This is a genomic window from Rhodococcus sp. T2V, from assembly GCF_029269925.1.
Classification (GTDB): domain Bacteria; phylum Actinomycetota; class Actinomycetes; order Mycobacteriales; family Mycobacteriaceae; genus Rhodococcus_F; species Rhodococcus_F koreensis.
The window spans coordinates 1-13,033 of record NZ_JARJBD010000158.1; the positions used below are offsets into that span (position 1 = coordinate 1).

11 protein-coding genes are annotated in these 13,033 nt (G+C 63.4%); 2 read left to right on the plus strand and 9 right to left on the minus strand.

What is annotated here, in order from left to right:
* Nucleotides 1–237: 237 nt before the first annotated feature.
* The 4 genes from P3H15_RS50990 to P3H15_RS51005 form a co-directional block, all read right to left on the minus strand.
* Nucleotides 238–933 carry a GntR family transcriptional regulator gene (locus P3H15_RS50990; protein WP_276144318.1) on the minus strand — a complete coding sequence of 232 codons (696 nt, stop codon included), beginning with the start codon at nt 931–933 and terminating at the stop codon, nt 238–240.
* A gap of 487 nt (nt 934–1,420) precedes the next feature.
* Nucleotides 1,421–2,461, minus strand: coding sequence for a TIGR03857 family LLM class F420-dependent oxidoreductase (locus P3H15_RS50995; protein ID WP_276144319.1), 1,041 nt, complete (start codon nt 2,459–2,461; stop codon nt 1,421–1,423).
* A complete protein-coding gene (locus P3H15_RS51000) occupies nt 2,458–2,970 on the minus strand; it encodes a hypothetical protein (protein ID WP_276144320.1) in 513 nt (170 codons plus the stop codon). The genes P3H15_RS50995 and P3H15_RS51000 overlap by 4 nt, the downstream gene beginning before the upstream one ends.
* The gene (locus P3H15_RS51005) at nt 2,967–4,175 is read right to left on the minus strand and encodes a phosphotransferase family protein (protein WP_276144321.1); all 1,209 of its coding nucleotides are present in this window, start codon (nt 4,173–4,175) and stop codon (nt 2,967–2,969) included. Before P3H15_RS51005 ends, P3H15_RS51000 begins: the two co-directional genes overlap by 4 nt.
* A gap of 608 nt (nt 4,176–4,783) precedes the next feature.
* Between P3H15_RS51005 and P3H15_RS51010 the strand changes: the two genes are divergently transcribed.
* Nucleotides 4,784–5,077: a hypothetical protein gene (locus P3H15_RS51010; protein WP_276144322.1), complete on the plus strand. Its 294-nt coding sequence runs from the start codon at nt 4,784–4,786 to the stop codon at nt 5,075–5,077.
* 97 nt (nt 5,078–5,174) lie between these two features.
* Here P3H15_RS51010 and P3H15_RS51015 read toward each other — a convergent pair whose 3' ends face one another.
* Complete coding sequence (locus P3H15_RS51015; protein ID WP_276144323.1) at nt 5,175–6,941, minus strand: acetolactate synthase large subunit; 1,767 nt, start codon at nt 6,939–6,941, stop codon at nt 5,175–5,177.
* A 595-nt stretch (nt 6,942–7,536) separates the two neighbouring features.
* Here P3H15_RS51015 and P3H15_RS51020 point away from each other — a divergent pair.
* Nucleotides 7,537–8,067 (plus strand): YceI family protein, encoded by a 531-nt coding sequence (locus tag P3H15_RS51020; protein ID WP_276144324.1) that lies wholly within the window; start codon nt 7,537–7,539, stop codon nt 8,065–8,067.
* Nucleotides 8,068–8,200: 133 nt separating this feature from the next.
* On the opposite strand, the gene P3H15_RS51025 is transcribed toward P3H15_RS51020, so the two are convergent.
* From P3H15_RS51025 to P3H15_RS51040, 4 genes are all read right to left on the minus strand, one after another.
* On the minus strand, nt 8,201–8,425 hold the full coding sequence (locus P3H15_RS51025) for a DUF3263 domain-containing protein (protein WP_276144325.1): 225 nt from the start codon (nt 8,423–8,425) through the stop codon (nt 8,201–8,203).
* Between the two features lie 56 nt (nt 8,426–8,481).
* Nucleotides 8,482–9,687, minus strand: a complete 1,206-nt coding sequence (locus P3H15_RS51030; RefSeq protein ID WP_276144326.1) for a 2-oxo acid dehydrogenase subunit E2 — start codon at nt 9,685–9,687, stop codon at nt 8,482–8,484.
* 27 nt (nt 9,688–9,714) lie between these two features.
* On the minus strand, nt 9,715–12,066 hold the full coding sequence (locus tag P3H15_RS51035) for a transketolase C-terminal domain-containing protein (RefSeq protein WP_276144327.1): 2,352 nt from the start codon (nt 12,064–12,066) through the stop codon (nt 9,715–9,717).
* A gap of 326 nt (nt 12,067–12,392) precedes the next feature.
* A complete protein-coding gene (locus P3H15_RS51040) occupies nt 12,393–12,893 on the minus strand; it encodes a flavin reductase family protein (protein ID WP_276144328.1) in 501 nt (166 codons plus the stop codon).
* Nucleotides 12,894–13,033: the final 140 nt, after the last annotated feature.

Below are 13,033 nucleotides of genomic sequence, written 5' to 3' on the forward strand. Positions count from 1 at the left end.
CGTCGAACCCGGCTCCGCCATCACCCAGGGCACCGTCCTCGCCGAACTGAAATAGCCGATGTAGGTCATCTACCAAAACACATGGCCCGCACCCCATCAATCATGATGGGGTGCGGGCCTAGGTGCTTGAAGCCGACACTCCGGTTCGTGACGGATCCCTGCGTCCACGCCGCTCACCGCGCGGGAACTGTGGCGCTCACACCGTGCTCGTCCGCATAAACGCGGACGACAGCACGGCTAGGCGATATCGTCGAGCGCGCGGAGCGCAATCTGCTCGTTGTCGTCGAGATGCTTGCGTGTCGCCGCCGCAACTTGGCGGATCCCACCGGTACGCGTGGCGACCAGGAGTTCATTGTGTGTGCGCCACCGTCGGCTCGGCTCATCCGGTTCGGCATCACGTCCGGAAAAGGCGAGCCGGACATACCGCTCCGCAGCATGCCACAGCCCTTCGAGGGTGCGCAGATCCCAAGCCGTCGCCGCCGGCCTCAGCAGTTCGTAATGGAACGCGTGATGGGCGTCGTAGACGTCGTCGATACCCGATTTCTCGTCGGCGAACATCGTCAGGTAGCCCTCGAGCCGGTCGAAATCCTGACTCGTGAGCATCTTGGACGCACGCCCGGCGAGCTCCGGTTCGATCTGCCGACGCAGGCGATAGATGCCATGGAGATCATCGTGTGCAAGCGGCGCCACCATCGCGCTCTTGCCGGGTCGGGTGATGACGAGTCCCTGGCCTTCGAGATCGCGGAGGGCCTCTCGTACCGGAATGAAGCTGACACCGAGCTGGCCGGAGATCTCGCGCAGCGAAAACGTCTGTCCCGGACGCAGTTCACCGCACAAGATGGCGCGACGGATCTCCTTCGCCACCTGATCCGGAACCGATGTCGGCGCAAGCGATCGCACGAACGACCGTTGCTCCTGTGTGGTTGCCGTCACCGCATCCTCCGCTCGGTCCTTATCTCCAACTTCGACGGCCGTTTCAGTCGTCAAGTTATGTTATAACGGTTTGCCGGTTGCCTGCACCCCGGGCCCCGCGTCAGCTTCAGAAGCGGTCGGGTGAGCTCACCCAGATCCTGGTGAACGATGAGCGCCGAGCCTGGGCCCGCGTTCGCAGTAGTTCGAATTGAGGACCACGCCCGATATTCGATCGATTCCTCGCGTATCGGACCGTATGCGTGGTGACCGTGTGAGCGGCACCAGGCCGGACGGCCCAGCCCTACATGGCAGTGTTGCCTCCAGGACAGCCTCGAAGTTCCTCGGACCGCCGGGTGTGGCGATCCGGGATGGCCGGTCGCGGCGATTTTATGACCTGGCCACTAGCGTCAGAGGTGGCCGCAACCCGCCGCCAGCTTCAGCGGCGGGTTGGGGGCGGGCAGAAACAGATGGCCCTATCCGAGTCACACGCAATTCCCCACGCGGAGCGTCATCGCTGATTTGCCACCTTCAGCAGGTCGCCGTGATGGTTAGGCGTCGTGCCGACCATCAAAATTTCGTCAGCACCGGCGTACTGGTACTCGCGGAGCCGCACGACGCATTCCTCAGTGGTGCCCACAGCTGCACCAGTTTCAAGCCAGTGGCGGGGAAGGAGCGCGCTGCCCGCCGCCAGTTGCGCCCGCACGTCGTCACGTTTGCCTGAGCTGTATTCGAATCGATTCAGGTCTGTCGCGGCTAGCCGTTCCATAGGCGCCGGATCCCAACCGTTCATCGTTACCAGAGGGCGTCCCACCTCGGCATGCATGAAATATGAAGCTGCGCGGGCATCGAGCACATCTTTCCGCTGCGTCTCGGAGAGGGTGTCGGGGGCGACGACTACAGAGGCATATACCCTGAGGTCAGACGGGTTCCGACCAGCTTCCTCGGCGGCCTGTCGGACGATCTTCGTCGACCTGGCTACCGCCTCTGCGGTCAGGAACGGATGCAGAATCACGCCGTCGAAATGTGCTCCGGCAAGCTGCAAGGTCTTTTCACCGACGCACGCAAGGATCATTGGCGGCGGATCAGGGCAGGGATTTCCCAACTTCATCTCTGGATAGATGCCGGCGGGCCCACGGTATTCAACGGTCTCACCCGCCCACAGCCGACGCAACAAGCTTGCGTAGTCGCGCATTCCGTCCAGGCCAAGCGCGGGAATGCCGAATGCCCGGAAGTGGGAAGCGACACCCCGTGCGAATCCAAGCTGGAAGCGGCCTTTGGTCAACGTCTGCAGAGTTGCGCCCATCCCCGCGAGCACCACTGGATGGCGGGTACCGAAGTGGGTGGCGCCGGCGAGGAGCCCAACATGGTCGGTGACCTGTGAAAGCGCCCCCATGACGGATGCGATCTCCTTGGTTTCCCACCGTTCTGAGACGAAGATGCCGGACAGGCCGATGCGCTCCCCTTCGACGGCGTGTTGAAGACCCTCATGCACGTCTGCCAAGCGGCCGGGGAGGATGTAGGAGTTCAGCAGGAGGCGATCAGCTGTCATGCCAGCACGTCCTCGATCTCGCTCACACGAGCTGGATCTGCTTCGAAACCTGATGGCTTGCACCAGGATCGCGCACGGTCGAGTTGTGATTTGGCCGCTTTTACCACCGCGAGCTCGATCTGGTCGTTAATCTCAGGCTGAGGGCTCGAGACGAACGCGCACGTGGAGGAGCGCAGCTTCTGCAATACCTCCTCAATTGCCTGCTCGTCGGGGCCGAGGGCGTCGACTACGGCGCGAGCTCGGTTTACCGCTGTACCCAGGTCCTCCGCATACTTGGATCCGTCCGCTGCCGTCGCGCACAGTTGTTCCGCGAGCGTCACCGCGTCAGCGAGCTCCGCGCGCTTGAGTGCCTGCAGTAGGTGCAGACGGCTGCGGACCAGTTCAATGGTCGCGATCGAAAGTTGTAACTGTTCTGTGGCGAGCCGGTTCTCGGGGTCGATCGCGGGGGCGACCACCTCGCTCAATGCCTTCGCCGCTACTTGAAGTTGCAGATTGGGATCAGGGATCATGACATGACCTCTTCGAGGTGGTCTCGGAGTTGCGATAGGACGATAGGGCCGATCATCGATATCCAGGCGACGACGATGTCCTGGTGAGTCTTCGAGTGCTTGGCGACGCGTCTGGCCGTTGCGAGCATGTGAACGGTGGAGCAGAACTCGTTGAAGATGCGAAAGTACGTGATCCGCTCCGGGTCCACCGGCAGCCCTGATGCCTGTTCGTAGCGATCGAAGAACTCTTCGATCGGCAGCATGCCTGACGCCAGGAATGTTTCGCCGTCCTCATGGTAATGGCCGAAGTATCTGCTGGTCGCCCATGCCAGGTCCTGGTGCCGGTCGCCGAGGACCGCCAGTTCCCAGTCGAGTAGTGCGGTGATTCGGGCGTCGGCCTCGTCGAAGAGGAAGTTTCCGCTTCGGTAATCGCCGTGAACCAGCGACACGTGGTCGAGTCGTGGAGCGTGCGAGATCAGCCAGTTGGCTGCCACGTCGATCAGGGGCAAGTCTTCGACGCGGTCTTCCTCCCATACCCGACGCCACCAGTTGATCTGTCGGATAATTCCTGACGAGTTCAGCTCCGGTCGGTCAAACGCGGTGAGCTGGTCCGGCGCGGGGACAGCTGTGTGAATTTTGGCGAGGTGGCCGACGAATTGCGCACCGAGTTCGGCACGCAACTCATCGGACCCGAAGTTGGTACCGACTCCGCTGACATTGGCCATGCGCTGCGAAGGCTTGGTGACGCCCGTGACGAAGCCACAGATAAGTGCGGGTTGCGGGAGATACTCTCCGGTCGAGTCCGCCCAGAATGCCGTCGGAGCCGGTACGTGTCGTTCGATCATCTGAAGTACCTGGAACTCACGCATGCGGCTGGTTTCAACGATGCCGGCAGGAGGATCCATCCGGAGGACCATGGAGGTCACTTGTGGAGTAGTCCCATCGGGGCCATCCCATTCGAGCTCGAACGCGGCTTGAATCTTCGACGCCCCACCTTGCAGCCATCGGGCATTCGCGATGGCGAACTTATCGCCGATCTCCGACCGAATGAGGCGCTCGATGCCTTTGACCAGATTCTGTAGAGGGACCGCCACATATCCAGGACCGGATCTGGTCAGCATTTTCCGAGTAAGAATCCGGTCGATTTCCTGCTCGACGTCGTACGTCGAGCGTATGGATTCGATAAAGGTCGGTGTGGGGCAGCTTCGTTCATCGGTGCTAATCATGTTGCTCCCGGGATCAGGTCTCACTGGGTGGAGTAAGCCACCATTGGCCAGCCAAGTGACAGGGACCACGATAGTCACCGTTATTCGACATAACAACCGTTTGAGGCAGGCCGGCCGCAGTCATTTGCAGTGGCGGTTCGCCCCACAATGGGATCGGAATACACAATTGGGTGGCCAGGTCCGCCCGCAGTCTCGCCGTGCGGCCGACGCAGTACATTCTCCGGTCCATATTTGCTGTGCACCAACAGAGTCCGCGAGATCCAGAGGGTGGAAAGCGCAGCCTGACTCAAGGTCTGCGCCTGCATCGAGGTGCCGACTATCGGTTGGCGGGGACGCCGTTGCGCCTAACCGACAATCGGGCACGGGCCCTCCGTCGCCCTACTCGTTGTCAGGTCGAGGATGTGCTGACCGCAAGGCGCGAGCAGTCGCCGCGGAATGCGGCGCATTGGTCGCGGGCATCGATGGCTAGAAGTCGGGGTTGTCGACATCGACGATCGAGCCGATCTGCCAGAAGTTCAAAGCCGAAACAGCATCTGGCGGACGGGTTCAAGCTCACTCCTGACGTTCGAGCGATTACTTCGCGCATCGTCTACGCTGGCACTCGTCACATGAACACCGTTGTCCGCGTTCGGGAACAAGTCGAATTTCGGAAGTTCCGCATTGCGATTGACAAGGCCGTACCCGCCGAACTGGATCGCACCTGGTATGCGGCAACCTCGCCACCCACAAACCGCCACGAACAGCCCGCTGTCTGGTCGCTCCCGATTCCACCTCTATCTCGCGGCACTGGATTCGCCTGGATGAACCAGGTCGAGCGCTGGTTCGCCTATCTCATCTATCAACTCGTCCGCCGCGGCGTCCGGCCGAGCACTGCCGCACTGGAGAAAGACGTCCGCGACTGATCCGGGCGTGGACGCAGGCCCCCAATACATTCGTCTGGCGGAAGACGGAGGAGATCCTCATCTCCCAGCACATCCAGAGAATTTCAGGTGCACGACCCTAGCGCTCCTTGTCCATCAGTTCGCCGAGCGCGGCTCTCTCGGAGAGCTCCTCGTTGTCGTCGAACAGGGGACGGATTCCGCGCGCGGCCATGATCTGGTCGTTGCTGGCGCCGGCGGCGATCATCGGCCACACCAGGGCGTCGTCCCCGACGATGAAGTCGATGACAACGGGGCGGTCGTTGATCGAGCGGGCCTGGGCGATGACCGCGTCGACGTCCTCCTCACGCTCACACCGCAGGGCGACGCAACCGAGCGCCTCGGAGAGGCCGACGAAGTCCGGAATGCGGCGGGAGTGCGTACCGAGTTCGACGTTCGAGTACCTGCCCTCGTAGTGGATTTCCTGGAGTTGCTTCACCATGCCGAGGTTTCCGTTGTTGATCAAGGCAACCTTGATCGGGACACCTTCGATCGCGGCGGTGGCAAGTTCCTGATTGGTCATCTGGAAACACCCGTCTCCGTCGATCGCCCACACCTCACGGTCCGGTGCTCCCAGTTTGGCTCCGAGTGCCGCTGGAACTGCATAGCCCATCGTGCCCAGGCCGCCAGAATTGAGCCAGGTGCGTGGCTTTTCGTAGTCGATGTAGTGAGCGGCCCACATCTGGTGCTGTCCGACGCCGGAAACATAGATTGCGTCGGGACCGGCAGCTTTTCCGAGGGACTCGATGACGAATTCGGGAGAGAGCAATCCGTCTGCGGGGCGGTCGTAGCTGAGTGGGTACGCACGACGGATGTCGTCGAGGTACGCGAGCCAATCCGCCAGGTCGGTCGCCGGAGTATGGTCGGGTCGAGCACTGATCTCATCTGTGAAGGCCGCGATTGTCTTCTTGCAGTCGCCGACTATGGCAACGTCGACGAATCGGTTCTTCCCTATCTCGGCGGGGTCGATATCGGCGTGGATGACCTTCGCGCCGAGCGCGAACGAGGCGACCTCACCAGTGAGGCGGTCGTCGAACCGCGCACCAAGCGTGATCAGCAGGTCGCTCTTCTGCAGTGCCGCTACTGCGGCGACGGTTCCGTGCATACCGGGCATCCCGTAGTGCAGTCGATGACTGTCCGGAAACGCTCCTCGCGCCATCAGCGTCGTCACGACGGGAATGCCGGTCAGTTCTGCGAACTCGATCAGCTCGGTCGAGGCCTCGGCTTTGATCACGCCACCGCCCACGTAGAGGACTGGTGCCTTCGCTTTGGTTATCAGTTCGGTGGCCGCACGGATCTGTTTGCGGTGCGGTTTGGTCACCGGTCGATAGCCGGGCAGACGCATGGCCGGGGGCCAGGCGAAGGTGGTCGTGGCCTGCAGGACGTCCTTGGGTATGTCGACGAGCACCGCTCCGGGGCGGCCGGTGGCGGCGAGGTGAAATGCCTCTGCAATGGTGCGGGGGATGTCCTTGGCGTCCGTAACAAGGAAATTATGTTTGGTGATCGGCATGGTGATGCCGGCGATGTCGGCTTCTTGGAAGGCGTCTGTACCGATTAGACCGCGCCCGACCTGCCCGGTAATAGCCACCACGGGCACCGAGTCCATCTGCGCATCGGCGAGGGGAGTAACCAGATTCGTCGCACCCGGCCCGGAAGTCGCCATGCACACTCCGACTTTGCCCGTGGCCTGGGCGTAACCGGTCGCGGCGTGCCCGGCGCCTTGCTCGTGACGCACCAACACGTGGCGGACTCGCGTGGAGTCGACCAACGGATCGTAGACCGGCAGGATAGCCCCGCCCGGGATGCCGAAGACGACGTCTACGTCCAGCGCCTCGAGCGAACGCACCACCGCTTGCGCCCCGGTGACCCGTGCCGGACTGCGACCGCCTTGAGCGCCTGAGCCGCCTGCTCCGAGATCGGGAACAGCAGAGTCACTCTCGGTGACCGCAGAGAGATGTCGCTGCGCGACAGGGGTGGTAGAGATAGATGAGCTCACGTGCAGTTCCTAGGTTCGGGTCCGCGGTGCACCTCGCGACGGCAGACTACGGTTGCGATTCGGACCCGCCGTATCGGTAGCATCGGCGGTGTCAAACGTCCGGGACCACAGCCTCGTGAGCTCTCCCGGCGGCCGCGTGAAAGGGATGATCCCACTTCCCCGGGCCCGGTGTGGACAACAGTCAATCAGTGACTTGCAGAGAGTGCAATCGGCGACGCCGCGGTTGATCAATCCGCACGGTTTCAACGTCGGTCGACCCGTACGGCTGGGCATCTTGCCAAGCATCGACGCCGACCTCTCGAACTTTCCCATACTCTCATTTCGTCCACGTAACAGCCGAATCTGTGTCGGTGGAGAGGGTTTGAAAGACCGTCGAACTCGTTTAGTATGGCTGTTATCACATATTGCAATGGTGGCGTAGGCCACCCTATTCGAGGAGCTCTCCGCTATGCCCGACATTCACTCCGTGCCATCCAATTCCTCGCCCGACTCGATTCCCGCGGGAACGTACGTCGTCGACACCGCACGGTCGGCTGTCACCTTTCGCGCCAAAGCCTTCGGGGTGATGTGGGTCCGAGGGCACTTCCCCATTCGTGACGGTTCGATAGAAATCGGTGGCGGTAAGCTCGCCGGCACTGGCTTCCTCGCAGCCGACGAGATCAGTACTGGTCTGGCACCGCGTGATTGGCATCTGAGGTCCTCGCACTACCTCCACACACACGAGCACCCCACGATCCGGGTGGCGATCGATAATTCCGACCTTTCGGACGAGAGCGTCCCGTGCGAGGTGACTGTACGGGGTACCGCCGCTCCCGTGCGGTTGCAGCTCCGGTCGGTCGAGGCTGGTGACGGTGCACTCGAACTCGTCGCCGATGTGGCGCTGGATCGGACAGTATTTCCGATGCTGGGCCCCTGGGCGGGAGTCTCCCGTCTCGTGCACTTGGGAATCACGATCGTGGCCCGACCTGGCGGCGAGTGACGCGGTCGACACACCGCAGACGGGAGAAGGCCCGGCGATTCGTCGAATCGCCGGGCCTTGAACATGTTTGAAGTGGTCAGCTCCTGCAGTGACCCCGCCCCCGACGGGGCCACTGCAGGGTGTTCGGCAGCCCCTACCGTGAGCCCTGTACAGCAGGAGTTGCCCTCGCCTGGACGATTTTGTGCGAACAGAACTCCCGCAGATGCGTGCGGGTTGCGAAATCGACTTCGTTGATCAGGGTGCTGGTCACCATCGCGAGAATGCGTTGGTAGAACACCATGGGGGTGATTCCGAACTCGGGAAGGATGTATTCGTCTCCTCCGCCGAAACGGGACCATTTGGTTGCGAACGCCAGCATGGCGTGAGCGTCTCGGGTCATCATTCCTCCCAGCCCCGATTTTCGTTGCGTTGAACTCAGGTCAAATCTAATGCGGTAAACCCTTTTTCAAGCCTGGTCTTGACGGCGGTGAGGAAGCGAGCGGCGTCGGCGCCGTCGACAATGCGATGGTCGTAGGAGATGGACAAGTAGGCCATCGACCGTACGTCGATACGGAGCTCACCATCTTGGCGCGTCGGAACCAGCCGCTCGACCACAGCACCGACACCCAAGATTCCGGTCTGGGGTTGGTTGATGATCGGCGTGTCGAACAGGGCGCCGCGGCTTCCGGTATTGGTGAGAGTGAAGGTGCCGCCGGACAACTCATCGGCAGTGATCTTGCCGGTGCGGACCTTGTCGGCCTTGTCCGCGATCGCCCGGGCGAGGCCCTCGATGCCGAGTTGCTGGGCATCGCGGATGACCGGCACCATCAGCCCCTTCTCGCTGTCGACCGCCATGCCCAGATGGCAGTGGTCGTAGTAGGTCACCTCGGTCACGTCCGCATTGAGGGAGGCGTTGAGAACGCGATGCTCGGCGAGCGCGTCGACGGCGGCTTTGGCGAAGAACGGCAGAAACGAGAGCTTGATTCCGGTCCGCTGCAGGAAGTCGTCCTTGTGCGCCGCTCGTAGCCGAGCGATTGCAGTGACGTCGACTTCGAGGACCGTGGTGAGCTGGGCGGCGGTTTGCAACGACTCGACCATCCGCTGGGCGATCGTGCGGCGAATCCGCGGCAGCTTTTCGGTGATCGAGCCGATGGAGGACTGCGTCACGGCGGTAACTGCACTGCGGGTGTCCGGCTCCGGGGACGGCGAGGGAACCGTCACCGGAGCCGGGGGCACCGCTGCTGCGGTCGGTGCCGGATCCGCAGCGGGTGCCGGTGTGGGAGGCACGGCGGGTGCCGGTGTAGGAGGCACGGCGGGTGCCGGTGTGGGAGGCACGGCGGGTGCCGGTGTGGGAGGTGCAGGAGAACTGTCGACCGGACCACTGGACGATTCGCTAATGATTGCTAGTTCGGCGTCGATCGCGACGACGTCGTTCTCCTCGGCGAGGATGCGCTGAAGAATCCCGGTGACCGGCGACGGAATCTCCGTATCGACCTTGTCCGTCGCGACCTCGAGGAGCGGTTCCTCGGCGGTGACGTGATCGCCGGGCTGCTTGAGCCACCGGGTGATGGTGCCCTCATCGACACTCTCCCCCAGCGCCGGCATGCGCACCGTCGTACCTTCGAGCTGTTCGGTTGTCATGATGTTGTGTGCTCCTGGCGTGTGAGATCAGGCGAGAATGTCGAGCGCGGCCCGCACGATGCTGTCGGTGTCGATGCCGTGATAGCGGTACACGTCGTCGAGAGATCCGACCTGCCCGAACTTGCTGACCCCGAGGGTTGTGCTGCGCACCTGGTTGATGCCGGCGAGAAAGGCCAGGGTGTGGGGGTGACCGTCGAGAACGGTGACCATCGGGGTGGCGCGATCGGCGGGGAAGAGTTGGTCGAGAATCCAGCTTTCCCCCTGGCCGCGGCCCTGCCGTGCCTGCACGGCTTCGAACAGCAATCCCGGACTGGTGATGCAGACGACGTCCGCGAGCACACCGGCCTGCTCGAGACGATCCGCAGCCGCGATCGCCTCGGTCATCATCGTCCCCATCGCTACGATCGTGACCTGGGCACCCTGCCGGCGAACAAGGGGGTAGCCGCCGGCGACGACCTGACGGCGGCGGCGTTCGCGGGCCGCCGGATCCGTGGGCACCGCGGCGAGGGTCTGATCGACCGGTCGGGTGGACAGCCGCAAGTAGGCGGAGGTGCCGTCCGGGCGACCCAGGCGGCCGATACTGGCCAGCAGCGCCCATTCGGTGTCGATCGCGAAGGCCGGTTCGTAGCTGATGCACCCCGGCTGTTCCAGGCCGATCGACGGGGTCTTGATCGACTGGTGCGCACCGCCTTCGGCGGCCAGGGTGACACCGGAGGGGGTTCCGACCAGGATGGACTGGCCGCCGGCGTAGATCCCGTACGACCACGGCTCGAGGGCGCGTTCGACGAACGGGTCATACATCACCCCGATCGGGAACAGGGGCTGGCCCCAGCGGCTCCAGGTGGCGCCGAGCTCACCCATCAGCCCGACCAGATTCGTTTCCGCGATGCCCAGTTCCATGTGCTGACCGGTGGGCTTTTCCCGCCAGTGCATGATCGTTTCGGCGTCGTCGGCGAACCAGTTGTGGCGTTCGGCCGCCGACCACACGCCGACCTTGTTGACCCACCCCGCCAGGTTGGTCGTGGAGCTGACGTCAGGGCTGACCGTGACCACTCGCTTCGCGGCCTCCGGCGCCTCGCGGGTCAGGTCCAGTAGAACCCGGCCGAGGGCGGCCTGGGTCGTGGCCGTGCCCTTCGGGGTGCGGCCGATGTCGGCGGGGATCGTGAGGTCGGGCAACGCCGGGATAGGCTCGCGGCGCAGCCGGTCCGCGTTACTCGCGCATCGCCGCCCTGCCTCGGAGTCCGCGGCGAACCGGCCCCACGGGTTCGCCGAGTCCATTCCCAGATCGGCGGCGAGCGAGGTGTATTCCTCGACCGACAGCAGTGACGAGTGGTTCTGGGGGTGTCCCTGGGTGGGCAGGCCGTAGCCCTTGATGGTGTAGGCGATGATCACCGTCGGGCGGGTGTCGTCGATCTGCTGGTACGCGGCGGTCAGCGCAGCGAGGTCGTGGCCACCGAGGTTGCGGATGGCCGCAGTCAGGGTGGCGTCGTCGAGACCGGCGATCAGGGTGGAAATCTCGGTGCTACCGGGGCCGTCGCCGGGCAGGCGGGTGCGGACCTCGTCGGCGCTGCAGCGCAGCAACCGCTGGTATTCGGGGTTCGGCATCTCGAGGATCCGGGTGCGCAGCGACTCTCCACCGGGCCGGGTGAACAGCTCTTCGAGCAGTTTGCCGAACTTGACGGTGATCACCTGCCAGCCGGCGGCCTCGAACATCTTCTCCAACCGGCGCGCGGCGATGTTCGGAATCACTCGGTCGAGGGACTGCCGGTTCAGGTCCACGATCCACACGATCTCACCGAGATCGGCGATGCCCGGGTCGAGGATCGCCTCCCACACCGCGCCCTCGTCCAGTTCCGCGTCACCGACCAGCGAGTACTGGCGGCCGGTGCCGGCGCCGCCGGTGGTGGTTTCGACGTAGCGGCGGGCCATCGCCCCCCAGATCGGGGCGGTGGCACCGATGCCGACAGAGCCCGTCGAGTAGTCGACGGTATCGGGATCCTTGGAACGGCTGGGATAGGACTGCAGGCCGCCGAACTCCCGCAGCGTGGTCAGGTACTTCTCGTCGAGTTCACCGAGCAGGTAGTTGATGCCGTGCAGTACCGGCGAGGCATGGGGCTTGACCGACACCCGGTCGCCGGGCTGGAGCTGCTCGAACCACAGCGAGGTCATGATAGAGACAATCGACGCGCACGACGCCTGGTGGCCACCCACCTTCAGACCCGTGGGGTTTGGGCGGATTCGGTTGGCGTGGTGGATCATCGACGTCGAAAGCCACAACACGCGCTGCTGAATCGCTTCGAGCGTCTCCAGATCGACCGAACCGCCGGTCTGTGCGGCCGGGGTCTCGGTCCCGTGAGCGACGGACAGGGCGTTGTGCATCGGAATCTCTTTCCTAACATGCGAAATGTTGCGCGGGGCGCAATCGGGTACGGCTGAACGGCGGGACGGCCGAGCCGATCGGGAGCGGGTGGGCACGATCGGCGCGGCCGGAGGACTGAGGGCGGCGGATCTGTCGCCGCATCGTCCTTGTTGTGCGCGAAGTTGTTATAACAGTGAATCAGGATCCCGTACTGCGCAAGAACTATCCAGAAAGTTGAGCATAATGCCCAGTTCATACCTTGCCTCAGACAGCGGGATGGGCAATGTGCCAAGCTCCGTCGTGAGTATGGACCCAAGTCCGGAGGGCTCACGAGCGGCGGAATGGGTTACTGCAGCACTTCGATGGCGGAGTGGGTTCCGAACACGCGTCCGTGGTAGGTGAGGGGCTCGCCGTGAACGTGTTCGGCCGCCACAACGTTGCCCAGGACGATCATGTGGTCACCGCCTTCGACGATCTGCTCCACGGTGCATGCCACCCAGCCGGCGACGCCGGTGATCCGGGGCACCTCGTGATCCAGGTCCCAACGGACGCCGTTGAACTTCCCCACACCGCCCTTCTTCGCGAACTTCAGTGCGGTCGACGTTTGGTCGCTGGCGAGGACGTTCAGGCCGAACCGCCGCGAAGTCGCCACGAGTTCGAGCGTCTCCGAACCCTTGTCCAGGGAGACCAGGACCATCGGTGGGGTCATCGACAGCGACATGAAGGCGCTGACCGTTGTTCCGACGGGCAGTCCTCCGTCCACGGAGGACACGACCGCGACCGGCGTCGCCACGTGAGCCATAGCCTCTTTGAAACTGTGCTGAAGTGAATCGCTCTCACTACTCATCGATCTGATTCCTTTCCTCCTGCAGCCCGTGGTCGTCACCGTGACTGCATGTCGTGCAAGGTGATTGCACACGTTGTCTTTTGCTAGATGAAGGGGACGTCGGGTTCGTTGCCGGCGAGGATCCGCCCGTAGAGTTCAGC